Here is a 15,908-nt window from a genome sequence, read left to right as displayed (position 1 = left end):
CTAGGCCTTCCGCGACTGGTTGTATCGATGGTCGAAATATTCGGCCAGAGCGAGCACGATCAGCACGATGGAGACCAGCACCAGCGTGAAATGATTGGGTACGCCAAGCCGCCGCGCAGCACTCTCGCCGCCGATCGACAGCACCGAAAGCAGGAACACGAAGCCGATTGCCGCAAAGCCGTTCATGCGGGCCAGGAACACCGCGGGAATGACCGCAAGGCCATAAGCAGGGTTCCAGTCGGCACGGACATTGCCCTGCACGCCGATGATGTCGACCGCGCCAGCCAAGCCGGCTAACCCAGCCGAAATGGCAAAGACAGCTATGGTCAGGCCGGGCACGCCCAGCCCCGAATGAACCGCCGCGCGCGGGTTGGCGCCGACGATCCGCAATTTCAGCCCGAACGCCGTGCGCGTCATCACCAGATGCACGATGATGATCGCCGCCAGCCCAAGCAGCAGGCCGCTGGTGATCGTCGTTTCGAACAGGCGCGGCAGCCGGTCTTCCACCGGCAGCGTTCGGGTCTGCGGAACGGTCGTGGAGGGATCGCGAAACACCAGCTTGACCAGCACATTGGCCAACGACGTGCCAAGGAACGTCATCATCAGCGTGGTGATGATCTCGTTGACGCCCTGATAGGCGCGCAGCAGCGCGGGCACCAACGACCAGATCATGGCGACAACCATGGCGATGAGGAACGCGCAGAACAGCGCCAGCCAGGCCGGCATGATCTGAACGAACACCGGAGCACTGGCAGCCGCCGTCACAGCACCAAGCAGGAACTGGCCGTCGCCGCCGAGATTCCACATGCCGGCGCGAAAGGCCACGATCAGGCCCGCGGCAAGAAACAGCAGCGGCGCCATGCGGGTCAGCGTCTGCTGGATGCCGAGCGGCGAAAACAGGCCTTTCTCCAGCACATAGCCATAATAGGCGAGCGGATCGACGCCGACGGCAAGCAGGATGCAGCCGGCAATGACCAGAGCGGCAAGGATGGGCCCAAGCGTCATCAGCAGCCGATGCAGGATGTCGCGGCGCGTCGCCGCCCCGCTCGTGGCATCGAGTGCACTGGCGGTGGGTGCGGTGTCGATGCTCATGCGGCAAGTCCGATCATCAGGCGACCGACCTTGGTGCGGGCGTCGTCGGCATTGGCGACCGTGCCGACCAGCGCTCCATCGGCGATGACGGCAATGCGGTCGCACATGCTCAGCAACTCCTCGAGGTCGGTGGAGATCAACAACACGGCAAGGCCGCGCGCCGCCGTGTCGCGGATGCGCTGGCGCGACGCCAATGTGTTGGCGAGATCGAGCCCGTAGGTCGGCTTGTTGAAGATCACCACTTTCGCGCCTTCGGCCAGTTCGCGCGCCAGCAGCACCTTCTGGATGTTGCCGCCGGAGAGCCGTGCGACCGGCGTCTTCAGGCTTGGCGTGCGCACATCGTATTCGCGCACCAGTTGGGCGGCGCGCTTGTCGATCTCGCCGCGCTGCTCGACGCCGTTGCGCCAGAACGGCGCCGCGCCGACCTGCTTGAGAAAGAAATTGATCGAGACCGGGAAGGTCCCGACGGTGCCCTCGCCCAGCCGGTCGTCGGTCAGGTAGCGAAGACCGCGCTGGCGGCGTTCGCCGACGCTCAGGGCCTCGATAGCGGTGCCCTCCAGCCGCACCGAACCGCTTGTCGCCACGCGCTGGCCAGCCAGCGCCTCCGCCAGCTGTTTCTGGCCGTTGCCGTCGATGCCGGCGATGCCCAGTATCTCGCCCGGGCGGATATCGAAGGAGATCGACGACAGGCCCGGCGCATTGTCCGTTGCCGCGACCGCTAGGTCCGCGACCTGAAGCAGCGGGGCGGCATCCGTGCGGACAGTGCGAACTGGACGCTCGACCACTTCCGGGTCGTCCTTCTGCTTGCCGAACATCAATTCCACGATTTCGGAGATGATCTCCTGTTCGCCGAGCGCCCGAAACCGCTCGGGCGGGATCTCGCCGACCTTGCGGCCGAGCTTCAGCACCGAGATGCGGTCGCCGAAGGCCGCCGCCTCCTTGAGCTTGTGCGTGATGAAGACGATCGCCAGGCCCTGCTCGACCAGGCGGCGCATCAGCGCGCCCAACTCGTCGATGCCCTTCGGCGTCAGCATCGAGGTGGATTCGTCGAGGATCAACAGGCGGCTGTTGCGCACCATGGCGCGCAGGATTTCGACCTGCTGCTGCTCGCCAAGCGAAAGCTCCGATACCTTGGCATGCAGCTTCACCGTGATCCCAAGGCTGCTGGTGATCTCGGAGACGCGCGCCGCCAGCTCTTCGGTCCTGGGCCGCTGCCACCACGGTCCGCCGAGCAACAGGTTCTCGGCCACGGTCAGCGTCGGCACCAGCATCATGTGCTGGAAGACGGTTCCGATGCCGAGCGCCAGCGCATGGCGCGGCGAATTGATTGGCGTCGGTTTGCCGTCGACCAGGATGCGTCCCTCGTCCGGCTGCTGCAGGCCCGACAGCATGCCGATCAGCGTGGATTTTCCCGCGCCGTTCTCGCCGAGCAGCACATGCACCTCGCCCGGACGGATCGACAGGTCGATGCTGTCATTGGCGATAATGCCGGGAAATCGTTTGGTCACGCCTTCAAGCGCGACAATGTCGCGCCCGGCAACGGACGATGAAGAAGAACTGCTCATGAAAGCCCAGCACTGAAAAATGGAATCGTCCGGAGGGGTGAACGGATCACCCCTCCGGCAGCCGATCTTGGTCGCCTTACGGGGCGACGCTTGTCATCAGCGCCCTGACGGCGGCTGCGTCAAACACCGGATCGACCTTGATCTTGCCGGAGATGACGTCTTCGCGCACCGCCTGGATTTCCGCCCAGACATTGTCCGGGATCGCGGCGGTCCTCAGCAGCTTGACCGAGTCATCCTTGAGGCCGATCGCATAGTGCTTGGTGCCGAACGTGTCGGCCTTCAGGTCGGCGATCATCGCCGCATAGACGGGCTCGATGTTCCACACCACTGACGACAGCAGGAAGCCCTTGTCGATCGGCGACTTGTCGCCGATGACGTCGATGAAATAGACCTTGCCGCCATCCGCTGCCTTGGTCGTCTCGACCGCCTGCAGCATGCCGAAGCTCGAACCATTGCCCTGGCCGAAGATGATGTCCGCGCCCGACGCGATCACGCTTTCGGTGACGCGCTTGCCGCCGGCCGCATCGCTGTAGGCAGCCGGCCCGATCACCGCATAGGTGATCTTGACGGCCGGGTTCTCCGCCTTCACGCCCTGCGCGAACGCCGCCGACTGCGAATTCCATGATGGCGGTTCGCCCGATACGACGATGCCCACCGACTTCGAGCGCGACATCTTGGCGGCGAGACGGCCGGCAAGATATGCGCCCTGGTGGCCGCTCAGCGTGTAATCGGCGACAAGGCCCTTCTCCAGGCCATTGGGGGTGTCGACGATCGCCACCGGAACCTTCAATTCCTTGGCGATTTCGGGTGCCGAGGTGTTGTACCCGCTGGCATGTGCGATCAGCAGGCTGGCGCCATCGGACGCTAGTTCGCGCAAGGTCGGACGGACATCGCCATAGCCGAGGCCCTGGGCCACGACCACTTCGACGCCGGCGGCCTTGCCCGCCGCCTTGGCGGCGTCGATGCCCTGCTGGTTCCAGCCATAATCCGTGCCTTCTTCGGGCGTCAGGATGGCGATCGACTTGACCTCACCGGCAAACGCGCCGCCCATCAAGACGGAGCTCAATATAATTGCGCTTACACTGCTCTTCAGAAGCTTTAACATGTTACCCTCTCCATTTGATTCACTGACAAATATTCTTATTGTTATTGCGCAAAAGCGAGATAGACTGCCTGAACAATTAAATACGGAGCTCAGGCAAAGTGAAGATTCGTTATGTCCTTCCGGCGATTCTAGCGTTCACGTCTTTCGCCAACGCGGTTGAGTTGCACCACGTCATCGTCCGCATCGGAACTGACGGGCTCGATATGGTGCCGTTGACGATTTCGAATGCGGGCAGTGAAGTTCTGTCCTGCAACGCTGACTTCGCCCACTGGTATTCGGCCGGAATCGCGATGGTCGAACCCGGCAAGAGCGCCCGCGTCGAACTCTGGTTCGATGCGAAGACCGGCACCTTCACGATCCTCAACGACCACAGAGAGAATCTGCCTGTCGAGCGGCTGTGGTGTGGCCTGGCTGGCCGCGCATACGCCACCCGCGTGCAGATCACGCTCGACCGTGCCGACGCGGCCAAGGGCAAGCGCGCCGTGTCCTGCGACGTCGAGCAGGACAGCCTGGTCTGCCGATAGACGCTCATCGACCTGCCCGCTCGCACATCGCGCACCTATTCCTTCGCCAGGAATGTGTCGGTGAACACATCGTCCGCCGAGAGCGTCGCCTTGAGCACGCCCTGATCCGTCAGCGTCTTCAGGGTTTCCTCCCACTGCGTCTTGGTCATCCAGCCAAGACCGTGCTCCTTGGTGTCGGGGCTGGTGAAGGTCGACGCGATGTCGGCGTTGATCTGCGCCAGCAGCACATCCTTCTTGTCGGCGTAGCCGGGCACCGCCTTGGCGGTGATCTCGGCGGCCTCTTCCGGATGCGCCACGACATAGTCGAAAGCCTCGCGGTATGCCTTGACGAAGCGGGCGACGACGTCCGGCTTGTCCTTGATCATCTTCTGCGAGGTGAAAAGACCCGAGCCATAGGCCTTCCAGCCATAGTCGGTGCCCATCATGATGCTGAGCGAGCCGGGGCCGCCGGCCTTGGCCTCCAGTTCGGGAACCTCGGCATCGACATAGCCGACCACCGTCTGCACCCGGCCCAGAAGCAAATAGCTTTCATAGGGCGGCGAGACGCTGTTCAGCGTCATGTCCTTTTCGGTCAGGCCATTGGCGGCCAGGAAACCCTTGAAGAAGAGATAGGTCGAACCGGCGGGGTGAATGCCGATGGTCAGGCCCTTGAGGTCGGACGGCTTGGCCAGCTTCACCGTCTTGGCCAGCGAAATGATCGCCAGCGGCGAGTGCTGGTTGACCGCCGCGAGCGCCACGACCGGAACATCCTGCGACCGTGCGACGGCGAGCGTTGGGAGATCGCCGAAGCCGAAATCGGCGTTCCCGTTGCCCACTAGGCGCATGGCGTCGGGCGAACCGGAGCCCTTGCGGATCTCGGCGACGTCGATGTCGTTCTTGGCGAAGAAGCCCTTTTCCTTGCCGACGAAGAACATGGCATGGTTGCCGCGCACCACCCAGTCGAGCTGGACGTTGACCTTGTCCGCCGCCAGGGCCGCGTTCGAGAGGCCGATGGCACCGGCAAACGCCGCTAAGGTAACGGCCTTGATAAGTGAGCGTCTCAGCATTGATCGATCCTCTTCACGTTGGCTGTCCCAGAAAACCTAGGCCTGGCTGAATTTCGGCGCCCACGGCACCACGATGCGTTCGAGAATTTCGGCGGCGTAGTAGAAGGCGATGCCGAGCACGGAAACGAGCAGCAGCGCCGCGAACACCAGCGCGGTGTCGAGCTGGGTCGACGCGAACTGGATGACGTAGCCGAGACCATCCGAGGCGCCGGCGAATTCGCCGACGATGGCGCCGATCACGCTCAAGGTCGCGGCGATCTTGGTTCCGGCCATCAGGTTCGGTAGCGAGTGCGGGACGCGAATCCTGAACAGGATCTGCGTTGGACTGGCGCCGACCGAATTCATCAGCGACAGCAGCGAGCGGTCGACCGACTGCATGCCGGCCAGCATCGACAGCGTCACCGGAAAGAAGGCGATGACCAGGATCAGGCCGATCTTGGGCGCGAGCCCATAGCCGAACCAGAGGATGAAGATCGGCGCCAGCGCCACCTTGGGCACATTCTGGAACAGCACCACCAGCGGATAGAGCGCGCGCCCCAGCCAGTCGAAGCGCACGATGACCAGCGCAATGGCAATGCCGACCACGACCGAGACCAGGAACCCGAACAGGATCTCGCCCGCCGTCACCAGCGTCGCCTGCATCAGCGTTGCCCATTGCGCGACCAGCGATTTCGCGATCTCGGATGGGGCGGGGATGATGAACGCGGATATGGCGAAGATCCGCACCGCGGCTTCCCACGCCACGATCGTGACCAGCAGCAGGATGACCGCCGGAAGCCAGCTGCCAGTCGCGGCACTCCAGCTTGAGGCCGTCCGTGGCTCGGAGAGATTCGTGACGGGTTGATCGCTCATGACCCGCCTCCCGGTTGATGGCTGGCGCGCAGCATCGTGCGCAACTGAACCACCAGCCTGACGAATTCCGGATCTTCCGTCACAGTCAGGTCGCGTGGATAGGGCAGCCCGATGTCGAGGCTCTCGGTGATCCTCCCCGGCTTGATCCCCAGCACATGGACGTGGCGCGACAAATGGATGGCTTCGTCGATCGAATGGGTGACGAGCACGATCGTCTTGCCGGTGCGCTGCCAGATCTCCAGCAGCGACTGGCCCATCGAATCGCGGGTAATGGCGTCGAGCGCGCCGAATGGCTCGTCCATCAGCAGCACCGCCGGGTCGAGTGCCAGCGCACGGGCGATGGCGACCCGCTGCCGCATACCTCCAGACAATTCATTGGGCCGCTTGTGGGCGCTGTCGCCCAGCCCGACCAGCTCCAGCATCTCCTGGCCGCGTGCCCGCAAATCCGCGCGCGACAGCGACCTGTCGGCAATGCCGAGCAGCATTGAGGCATTGTCGACGGCGTTCTTCCAAGGCAGCAAATTGGCGTCCTGGAAGACGAGGCCGATCATGCGCTTGCGCGCTGCCTCGACGGGCGAAAGCCCGGCAATCGAAACGCTGCCGCTTGACGGGCTTACGAGCCCAGCCAAAACCTTGAGCAAGGTGCTCTTGCCGCAGCCGGAAGGACCGATGAGGGATACGAACGACCCCTTCGGCACCGAGAGATCGATGTTCTGGAGCACCGTCTGCCGGGCCATGACCACCGAAACACCCTTGGCGGAGATCAGATCGTCATGGCGGATATGGGCCGGCTTGCCACCGGCTGCTCGGATGGTTTCAATACGCATGGCCTGCCCCGCGCACTGTCGTCAGCCACGCCGCCTGGTCCGTGACGGCGCGCTTCGCGCAAATGGCCAACCAGTGGAACTCCCCAACCCGGCCAGCCTCTTGCGCCATGTGTGCCATCGACTACTCCCGGCCTTCCAGGATGCGCCGAACCGCGACGAGCTTGCGCGCCCGTTCGGACTGCAGCGCCTTGGTCTGTTCGGGTGTGTAGGAGAACATGCCCTCGCCCGACTTGATGCCGAACTTCGACGCCCCGGTCTTCTCCAGCACCATCGGCGCGACATCGTCGCGATTGGACAGATCGGCGTTCAGGAAGGACGAGACGGATTTGTAGATATCCAGCCCCGCCATATCGAGCAGCGCCATCGGCCCGACGACGGCGATCTTGTAGCCGATGCCCCAGGATACGCAGGTGTCGAGGTCTTCCGGCTCGATGACGCCACGCTCGACAAGGTCGACCGCCTCGCGCAGCAGCGCATAGAGCACGCGGTTCTCGACGAAGCCTGGAACGTCCTTCATCACCACCACCGGCAACAGGCCGATCGAGCGGATCAGGTCGCGGATAGCAGCCACGGTCTGCGGCGCTGTCTTCTCCCCACCGATGACCTCGATCATTGGGATGATGTGCGGCGGGTTCGACCAGTGCATGCCGACCATCCGCTCGGGATGCGAGATATGCGCCTGCAGCTTGGTGATCGGAATGCCTGATGTGTCGGACGCGACGATGACCTTCGGGCCGATCAGCGGATCGATGTCACGATAGGTCTGTGCCTTGATGTCGATATTCTCGGGCACGTTCTCGATGACCAGTTCGGCGCCATCGACGGCCTCGGCGATCGTCTCAACGAAACGCACGCTGCCGGCACCGGCTTCAGGCGCCTTGATGTCGAGACGGTCGAGCACGCCGCCGGCGAGGTCAAGCATGCCGCGGGCGCGCTCGATTGCCGCCGGCGCAACATCATACGCCGTGACATCGAGCCCGCCACGCGAAAGCCGCGCGGCGATGCCCGGACCCATCGTGCCCAATCCGATGAGGGCAGCGCGCTTGATCATCATGCAGCCTTTGCGGGCGCAGGCGCGGTTGCCGCCTTGAAGGCCGGGCGAGCTGCGATGGCGGCCACCCAGCGCTCCAGATTGGGCATCGACGGCCGGTCGATCTTGAAGTCGGCGCAGCGCTTCAGGATCGGCGCGCAGGCTATGTCGGCAAGGGTCAGCTTGCCGAGCGCCAGGAAATCCTTGCCGGCCAGATGACCGTCAACGATCTTGAGCTGCGCGACGAGGTCCTTGACCTGTTCCTTGTATTCAGCGGTCTGTTCGTCGGACGTCAGCTTGGCGCCCTTGAAGGCGGCCAGATAGCCGGGATTGACGGCTGCCAGCAGGAAATCCATCCAGCGCTCGACCTCGGTCTTCTCCGCCGGCGTGGCACCCGTGAGCTGCTCGCCGCCCGTTGCCGCCAGATAGCGCAGGATGGTGTTGGACTCCCAGATCACCGTGTCGCCGTCGACCAGCGTCGGCACCTTGGAGGTCGGGTTGAGCGCCTTGTATTCCGCCGTCTGCGTGTTCTCGAACTGGCGACCGTAGTCCTCGCGCTTGTAGGACGCCCCAAGTTCCTCGAGCATGAAGAGGACCTTTTGAACGTTGCCTGATGTCTGGCGGCCTAAGAGCTTGTACATGTCGTCTCCTCGATTATGTCTTGCCTATTTGCCGGCCGGCAGCGGCTTGTAGACGATGGCGTCCATTTCGATCTTGGTGTTGATGACCGCCTTCGCCTCGACGGTCGTGCGTGCCAGCACAGCGTCGCCGATACCTTCGAGGAACGCCTTGTTGTAGCGGCCGAAGTCACGCGTATCCTCGAGATAGGTGGTGATCCTGACCACATCCGACAGCGTCGCGCCCTCATCGGCGATGACGCGCGCAATGGTCCTCAGCGTCGCCAGGGTTTCCTCCTCGATCGTGCCGCTGATCATGTTGTTGTTCTCGTCCTTCGGCACCTGGCCTGAAACGAAAATGTAGTCTCCTGCCCGCACCGCCGGATGAAACGGGAGGTTCGGGTTCTTCTTGCCGATCGCATAGTGCGTCGCTGATTTTTGCTGCTGTCGCTCAATGCCTACTCCTAGAGAACAGTCGTCTCGATAATATCCACCCCACGGATTCGGTCGATCAGATAGACGATGCCACGGTCGTCTATGGTCACGTCATTGGATGAGGAACGCTCGGCGCCTTCCGGCGCATCGGGCATGAAATGGCCGACTTCCTTCGGCGCGAATGGGTCGGCGATATCGACCAGCCGCAGCCCCTGAGCGAACCATGCGAATGGAATAATCGTGCCCTTGAAGCGCTCCGACGGCTGGTGGCAGCCGGTCATCTGCGGCTGCGGCGAACCATCCACGTCGAGGCCAGGCACCTGGAAGGTCGAGATCGGCAGCGGGTTGGTCTCGTCGGTGATGTCGTAGATCCAGGTGAAGGCCGGCGCCGATGGCCTGAGCTTGGCGACGTCCTCATCCGCCACCACCATGATGTTGCGGCCCTTGAGCGGCTGTGGGATCGGCAGGCAGGTGTGGGTGGGATGCGGGAAGCTCGGGCTCGAATTGACGTGCGAGACCAGTTTCGGCTTGGTGATGTCCGAAATGTCGAGGATGAACAGGCCGTGATGCCAGTAGCTGACATAAAGCCGGTCGCCCATGCGCAGCGGATGGTGGCAGCGCGGCGTGACATAGTCATGCCAGGGATATTCTTCGCCGCCGCCCGTCCACTGGCCGGGAATCCACCAGCGCCCGACCTCCACCGGATGTGTCGGATCGATGAGGTCTAGGATCATCACGATGTTGCCGACATAGCCGTCGGCGGTCGGCGAGATGTAGGCATAGCGGCCGTCGAAATCGTAGCGATGGACGCCCTTGCCGCCGGTTGTCCATTTCGAGATCAGCTTCGGCTGTGCCGGCTTGGTGGTGTCGTAGAGCGCCAGCCCGCCACCGAAATCGGCCGGGCCTTCATTGCCGAAGCGCTCGTGGTTGATGATCATCAGCCCGTCCTTGGCGCGCACCTTGTGCGAGTGCCAGCCGGGCGGGACATCGATCGTGGTTATCTTGCGCGGATTGCGGGGGTCGGAAATGTCGACCAGAGTCGTGCCGCTTGGCGGCCGCATGTGGCCGATATAGAGGATGTTGCCGTCGATCCAGACCTGGCCGCCGCCGGGGCAATCCACGTGGCCGATCTGCTTGGTGTTGAACGCTGAGACCAAATGCGTACGCCCTTACTGCTGAAACGTCATTTCCGATGTCCGCGCCGCCAATGGCGGCGGGACGTTGCGTGCTGAAAAGCCGACTAGACGAGACGAAGCAGATCGCCGGCCTGGTTGCGGCCCCAGCGCTTGTAGAGAAGCAGCGCCTTCTGCGTCGGCGCATCGGTCGCGCCGAAGAAGATCACCGGCTCGGTCGAGGAGCCGTTGACATGCTCGACCCATGATCCGCCGGGGATGGCGATGGTGTCGAACTGGTTCCAGTCGTAGCGCTTGCCGTCGATGATCGAATGGCCGTTGCCGCGGAACGGCGCCAGAAGCAGGCTGGCGGTTTCGCGCTGCGGCAGCGTCTTCTCGCCGGGGCGAAGCATCTGGACGTAGAAATTGATGGTGTGGAAGACCGGGCCGCCGGTGGTCGGGTCGACATAATCGATGACGATGCCTTCATGAGGGTCGCCGTCCCAATCCTTGTGGGCGTCGAGGACAGCTTCCATCTTCTCCCAGCGATAGACATACATCGGCGACGACAGGCCGCCGCCGCGCTTGTGGTCGACGAAACGCGGCATCAGGCCGCCCTCGCCATAGATGCGCTGCGAGTAGTCGCTCGGATAGCGCGCGGTCTGCACCTTCTTCTCGACTTCCTTGCCGTCGACCATCTCGGTGTACTTGTGGTCAAAATGCACGGCATGCAGCGTCTCGACCAGTGGCAGGTCGAGCACCGACAGGTTGACCGCCTGCTCGCCGCCGACCGTGCCGTGATTGTGCCAGGCGTCATTCGGCGTCAGCACCATGTCGCCCGGGCCAAAGACCACGTCCTCGCCCTCGACGCCGGTGAAGTTGCCCCTGCCGGTCAGGCCGAAGCGGATGGCGCTCGGCGAATGCTTGTGCGGCGGCATGATCTCGTCCGGATCGTTCAGACGATAGGCGGTGTACATCGTGCTGACCGAGGCGCGCTTGGGCGCGAGGCCAGGATTGACCAGGATCAGCGACCGGCGCTCGCTGTCGTCCATGGTCACCAGTTCGGCGGCGCGCTGCAGCAGCGGCTCGATGTCCGAATAGGACCAGACGAAAGGAACCGCCTTCGATGTCGCCATCAACTGCTTGATCTCGTCATGGTCGACGCCTTCCGACGTCGCCCAGAACGGAAACATGTTTTTCGCGTAGAGGGCATCATAGAGGCCCTTGAGCGCCGCCTTCTTGTTGGTGAGCGTATCGTTTGCTGGTTGCGCCACGGACATATCGGACACCTCTCGTCACGAAGAAAATGCTTTTAACCAACTCAACCGTATTCGCATTGGTTTTACTCGACAATCCCCAAATTGCGAAATTTGAAAGTTTTTGGTTGAGCTGCATTTTTGAGAGGCAAATGCCCGAAAATGGGCAGAAATGGCCTAAGAATGCACAAATTCCGCCCGATTCCGCCGGGTACGACAAGAATACCACGGCCACGACGGACGACGCGCAGTTCAACCAATGCAGATTTTATGCTCAACCAAACGATTTTGGTTGCAGTCAGGCCTTCGCCCGTCAGGCCGCCATGCTTTGTTCGGCGCGGCTGCGGATCATATCGGAGGCCTTTTCGGCGATCATGATGACCGCCGCATTGATGTTGCCGCAGACGAGATCCGGCATCACGGACGCGTCCACCACACGAAGTCCCCCGACGCCTCGCACCCGCAATTGCGGATCGACCACCGAGTCCGCATCGACCCCCATGCGGCAGGTGCCGGCCGGATGATGCACGGTGATCGATGTCTTGCGGATATGCTCGTCGATCTCGTCATCGCTCTCACATTTCGGGCCGGGGAAGAATTCCGCGCCAACGAACGGCGCCATGGACGGCTGGCTGGCAAGGTTGCGCGCGACGCGGAAACCGGCGCGAAGCGACTGCCAGTCACGCTGCGAAGAAAGGAAGTTCTGATGGATCAGCGGGGCGGCCAAGGGATCGCTCGACGCCAGCTTCACGCTCCCCCTGCTCTCCGGCTGCACGGCAACGATGCGCGTTGCGAAGCCGTCCGCGAACGGCGCCTTGAACGGCGCCATGTATGGCCATGCCCCAAGCGGCGCGGCGGTGAAAAGCAGCTGCACATCCGGCAGCGGCCGGCTCGCATCGCTCTTCAGGAACGCAACGACACCACCAGGCACATCGCCTGAGAATCCCTTTCCGGTCAGGTAGGTCTTGACGAAATCGAGGCCGATACGATCGGCCCGCATCATCTTGAGGAATGGCCCCGGCTGCTTGCGCCGGTACATCAGGATGACCGAGACATGGTCCTGCAGGTTCTTGCCGACCTGCGTGCGATCGATTTTCGTCTCGATGCCATGCGCCGCAAGCTCGGCGCTGTCGCCAATCCCCGATACCATCATCAGCTGCGGCGTGTTGATGACGCCGCCGGCAAGCAGCACCTCGCGCCGCGCGAACACCTCATGCCCCGCGCCGCCTTTGGTGTAGGCAATGCCCGTCGCGCGGCCATCCTTCAGCAGGATCTTCGTCGCCATCGCGCCGGTCAGCACCTTCACATTGCCACGCCGCATGGCAGGCCGCAGATAGGCGGACGCGCTCGAGCAGCGGCGGCCATTCGCAATCGTCATCTGCAGACGGCCGAAACCCTCCTGTGTGGCGCCGTTATAGTCATCGGTCTGCGGGTATCCGGCGTCCCGGCTGGCGGTGGCGAAGGCCTCGATCAGTTCATCCTTGTAGCGGCAGAACTGGGTGCTCACCGGCCCGTCGCCACCGCGATACTGGTTTGCGCCCTTTTCCCAGCGCTCCTGCTTCTTGAAGTAGGGCAGCACCTTGTCGAAACCCCAGTCGGTCAGCCCGCTTGCCGCCCAGCGGTCGTAGTCCCCGCGATTGCCGCGCACATAAGCCATGGCATTGGTGGAAGAGGAGCCGCCGATGACCTTGCCGCGCGCGCATTCGACCTTGCGCCCGCCGACATTGGCCTCGGGCTCGCAGAAATACATCCAGTCGTGACGGCGCTCGGTCAGGATCTTGCCCCAGCCGAGCGGAATGTGGATCATCGGATCGCGGTCCCAATTCCCGGCCTCCAGCAGAAGCACCGACACCGACGGGTCTTCGCTCAGCCGGTTTGCCAGCACGCAGCCGGCCGATCCCGCACCGACAATGACATAGTCAAAGGTTTCGCCAGCCGGCATGCGTGATCCTCGGGAGAAGGACGGCCCGCCGCGATGGTAGCCGTCTACGAAGTCAGTCAACCATCGCGCAACTGGTGTTGTCAACCACTACAGACAGATGTAGATTGGTTGAGTTGGTTGAGTGCCGTTTCCATCGGGTTTCGTGTCACAATAGGATAATCGGACGTTGAGTCGGCGTCTGCCGACCAGACAGGAGATTTGGTTTTGAGCGCATTCGAGCCGCAGATCGAACCATCGGATCTCGACGACATCATTGCCGCTGTCCGCCAGGTGCAGCAGGGCGGCGGCAAGCTGCCTTCCGAGCGCGACCTTGCCGAGCATCTGAACGTCAAGCGCCATCAGCTCCGCAAGGCACTTGAGGCACTGCGTCATGCCGGCGACCTGAAGCCGGCCCGTGCCAGGCGTGCGCCGACCGCGCTGCCCAGATATGGCGAGGAACTGGTCAGGGTCACCAACCCCATAGAGGTGCTGGAACTTCGCCTGATCATGGAGCCGGGCTTGGCCAGATTGGCATCCTTGCGCGCGTCTTCATTTGAAACGGCGAGAATCATGGATGCCGCAACCACGCCGGAGAATGCCCCGTCGGGCGAGGTCGACTTCGCCTTCCACCTCGCCATCGTCGCTGCTGCCCGCAACCATCTCGCCGCAGAGTTCTACAAGATGCTGCGCCAGGTCGGCGTCGATGCCAGGGTGAAGGTCGCGCGCACCACCGCACCCACCTGCCCCAAGCGGATCGCCCAGCGCGACGGCGAGCATCGCCTGATCGCCGAAGCGATCTCGCAGCGCGATCCTGAAGCAGCGGAGGCCGCCATGCGCGCGCATCTCCTTTCCGTGCAGAGGCAGATCATGGAGCGGTCGAACGCCGGCGCCTTCGCGGCGTGATCGCCTCGCCAACCGACAATAAGCCTGCACGGGGAATTTCACATTGAAGCGTCATTTCGACGTGCTGGTCATCGGCGCGGGTTCAGCGGGCTCGGTTATTGCTAGCCGGCTAAGCGAAGATCTGTCTTGCCAGGTCGGCTTGATCGAGGCCGGGACAATGCCGGTCGATCCCGATATCGCCGACCCGCTGAAATGGACGATGCTGCAGGGCCGCGACTACGACTGGGCCTACCGCACCGTGCCGCAGCCCTTCACCGCCAACCGCGTGCACGAATGGCCGCGCGGCAAGATCGTCGGCGGCTCCAGCTGCCTGCATGCCATGGCCTATGTGCGTGGCCATCCCGACGACTTCGAACCCTGGGAGCACGCCGGCGGCGACCGCTGGTCCTATCAGGGGCTGCTGCCGGGTTTCATCCGTAGTGAAGCCTTTGCAGCCTTCGACGCGCCGACACGCGGCAGCAGTGGTCCCCTCGACGTCTACCTGCCGGATGCCGAGGTCAGTCCGGTCGTGCGTGCCTATATCGCCGCCGGAACAGCCATGGGCGTTCCCACCCTCACCGACCACAACAGTGGCGAACTGGTCGGCACCAGCCCTAATTCGCTGAATATACGAGACGGCAAGCGCCTGAGCCTCGCCGATGCCTACCTGTCGCCACAGGTGATGGCGCGGCCGAACCTGACCTTGCTCACCGGCCACGAGGTCGAGCATCTCGTGCTGGACGGCCACAAGATCACGGGCGTGATCGTGGTGTGCGAGGGTGAGACAAGGACGGTTTCGGCCGACCGCATCGTGCTCTGCGCCGGCGCCGTGTCCACGCCGCTCATCCTGATGCGCTCCGGCATTGGCCACCCCGATACGCTGAAGCAGGCGGGGATACGCTGCCTTGCCGATCGCACTCAGGTTGGCCGCAATCTGCAGGACCATCTGCTGGCGCTTGGCAACGTCTACGCCGCGAAAAAGCCGGTGCCGCCGTCCCGCCTGCAGCACTCTGAATCGCTGATGTACCTGCACAGCGACGACCCGACCCGTTCGACGGGAAGCCCGGATATTGCGCTCGCCTGCGTCGTCGCGCCGTCGGCGGCGGAAGGCCTGGATGCCCCGCCCTACGGTTCGGCCTTCACGATACTCTGTGGCGTCACCCACCCGACAAGCCGTGGCCGCATCACGCCGTCCGGACCGGGCCGCAACGATGTCCCCGTCATCGATCCGCATTATCTCGAAACCGAGCACGACCGCTCGGTTTTCCGGGCCGCGCTGAAGATGGCACGCGCTGTCGGCCATCATGCGGCACTGGACGAATGGCGCGACGCGGAAGTCCTGCCGGGTACGTCCGTGCAATCGGATGACGAACTCGATACCTTCATCGCCAGGGCCGCCTCGACGCACCATCATCCGGCCGGCACATGCCGGATGGGCAGGGATGCCGATGCCGTTGTCGACCCGGATTTGCGGCTGAACGGCTTCGACAATGTGTTTGTCGTCGATGCATCGGTCATCCCGACGATCCCAAGCGGGCCGATAAATGCCGCTGTGGTCGCCATCGCGGAAACCTGGGCGGCCTTGCCGATAGCCAGATAATTTCTGCTCCCGCGGGCAGCGATTACCGGCATAGAAAACAAAGA

15 protein-coding genes are annotated in these 15,908 nt (G+C 63.2%); 3 read left to right on the top strand and 12 right to left on the bottom strand.

Annotation, left to right across the window (positions count from 1 at the left end; all coding sequences use genetic code 11):
* The 3 genes from LGH82_RS23440 to LGH82_RS23430 all read right to left on the bottom strand — a co-directional run bounded on the left by LGH82_RS23440 (nt 1) and on the right by LGH82_RS23430 (nt 3,723).
* Nucleotides 1-1,092, bottom strand: coding sequence for a putative B6 ABC transporter permease subunit 2 (locus LGH82_RS23440; RefSeq protein ID WP_227345024.1), 1,092 nt, complete (start codon nt 1,090-1,092; stop codon nt 1-3).
* Nucleotides 1,089-2,657, bottom strand: a complete 1,569-nt coding sequence (locus tag LGH82_RS23435) for a putative B6 ABC transporter ATP-binding protein (RefSeq protein ID WP_227345023.1) — start codon at nt 2,655-2,657, stop codon at nt 1,089-1,091. The genes LGH82_RS23440 and LGH82_RS23435 overlap by 4 nt, the downstream gene beginning before the upstream one ends.
* 76 nt (nt 2,658-2,733) lie before the next feature.
* Nucleotides 2,734-3,723 (bottom strand): putative B6 ABC transporter substrate-binding protein, encoded by a 990-nt coding sequence (locus tag LGH82_RS23430; protein WP_227345022.1) that lies wholly within the window; start codon nt 3,721-3,723, stop codon nt 2,734-2,736.
* 137 nt (nt 3,724-3,860) lie between these two features.
* Between LGH82_RS23430 and LGH82_RS23425 the strand changes: the two genes are divergently transcribed.
* Nucleotides 3,861-4,286 (top strand): hypothetical protein, encoded by a 426-nt coding sequence (locus tag LGH82_RS23425; protein ID WP_227345021.1) that lies wholly within the window; start codon nt 3,861-3,863, stop codon nt 4,284-4,286.
* A 35-nt stretch (nt 4,287-4,321) separates the two neighbouring features.
* Here the strand turns inward: LGH82_RS23425 and LGH82_RS23420 are convergent, their stop codons facing one another.
* The 9 genes from LGH82_RS23420 to LGH82_RS23380 all read right to left on the bottom strand — a co-directional run bounded on the left by LGH82_RS23420 (nt 4,322) and on the right by LGH82_RS23380 (nt 13,403).
* Nucleotides 4,322-5,332 (bottom strand): ABC transporter substrate-binding protein, encoded by a 1,011-nt coding sequence (locus tag LGH82_RS23420; RefSeq protein WP_227345020.1) that lies wholly within the window; start codon nt 5,330-5,332, stop codon nt 4,322-4,324.
* Nucleotides 5,333-5,368: 36 nt separating this feature from the next.
* Nucleotides 5,369-6,184 carry an ABC transporter permease gene (locus tag LGH82_RS23415; RefSeq protein ID WP_227345019.1) on the bottom strand — a complete coding sequence of 272 codons (816 nt, stop codon included), beginning with the start codon at nt 6,182-6,184 and terminating at the stop codon, nt 5,369-5,371.
* Nucleotides 6,181-7,011: an ABC transporter ATP-binding protein gene (locus LGH82_RS23410; protein WP_227345018.1), complete on the bottom strand. Its 831-nt coding sequence runs from the start codon at nt 7,009-7,011 to the stop codon at nt 6,181-6,183. The genes LGH82_RS23415 and LGH82_RS23410 overlap by 4 nt, the downstream gene beginning before the upstream one ends.
* 121 nt (nt 7,012-7,132) lie before the next feature.
* Complete coding sequence (fhmpcd1, locus tag LGH82_RS23405; RefSeq protein ID WP_319799952.1) at nt 7,133-8,062, bottom strand: 5-formyl-3-hydroxy-2-methylpyridine 4-carboxylate 5-dehydrogenase; 930 nt, start codon at nt 8,060-8,062, stop codon at nt 7,133-7,135.
* Nucleotides 8,062-8,682, bottom strand: a complete 621-nt coding sequence (locus LGH82_RS23400) for a glutathione S-transferase family protein (RefSeq protein ID WP_227345016.1) — start codon at nt 8,680-8,682, stop codon at nt 8,062-8,064. Before LGH82_RS23400 ends, fhmpcd1 begins: the two co-directional genes overlap by 1 nt.
* Before the next feature lie 24 nt (nt 8,683-8,706).
* The gene (locus LGH82_RS23395) at nt 8,707-9,075 is read right to left on the bottom strand and encodes a RidA family protein (RefSeq protein ID WP_227349667.1); all 369 of its coding nucleotides are present in this window, start codon (nt 9,073-9,075) and stop codon (nt 8,707-8,709) included.
* Nucleotides 9,076-9,122: 47 nt separating this feature from the next.
* Nucleotides 9,123-10,250 (bottom strand): LVIVD repeat-containing protein, encoded by a 1,128-nt coding sequence (locus LGH82_RS23390; RefSeq protein ID WP_227345015.1) that lies wholly within the window; start codon nt 10,248-10,250, stop codon nt 9,123-9,125.
* An 83-nt stretch (nt 10,251-10,333) separates the two neighbouring features.
* Nucleotides 10,334-11,485, bottom strand: a complete 1,152-nt coding sequence (locus tag LGH82_RS23385) for a cupin domain-containing protein (protein WP_227345014.1) — start codon at nt 11,483-11,485, stop codon at nt 10,334-10,336.
* A gap of 289 nt (nt 11,486-11,774) precedes the next feature.
* A complete protein-coding gene (locus tag LGH82_RS23380; RefSeq protein ID WP_227345013.1) occupies nt 11,775-13,403 on the bottom strand; it encodes a GMC family oxidoreductase in 1,629 nt (542 codons plus the stop codon).
* A 204-nt stretch (nt 13,404-13,607) separates the two neighbouring features.
* On the opposite strand from LGH82_RS23380, the gene LGH82_RS23375 reads away from it, so the two are divergent.
* Together LGH82_RS23375 and LGH82_RS23370 are read left to right on the top strand one after the other, a co-directional pair.
* On the top strand, nt 13,608-14,285 hold the full coding sequence (locus tag LGH82_RS23375; RefSeq protein WP_227345012.1) for a FadR/GntR family transcriptional regulator: 678 nt from the start codon (nt 13,608-13,610) through the stop codon (nt 14,283-14,285).
* Nucleotides 14,286-14,328: 43 nt separating this feature from the next.
* On the top strand, nt 14,329-15,864 hold the full coding sequence (locus LGH82_RS23370; protein ID WP_227345011.1) for a GMC family oxidoreductase: 1,536 nt from the start codon (nt 14,329-14,331) through the stop codon (nt 15,862-15,864).
* Nucleotides 15,865-15,908 lie beyond the last annotated feature (44 nt).

Source organism: Mesorhizobium sp. PAMC28654 (assembly GCF_020616515.1).
In the GTDB taxonomy this organism is placed as follows: domain Bacteria; phylum Pseudomonadota; class Alphaproteobacteria; order Rhizobiales; family Rhizobiaceae; genus Mesorhizobium.
Note: the sequence above shows the minus strand (reverse complement) of the source record. Positions and strands in the feature narration are given on the sequence as shown.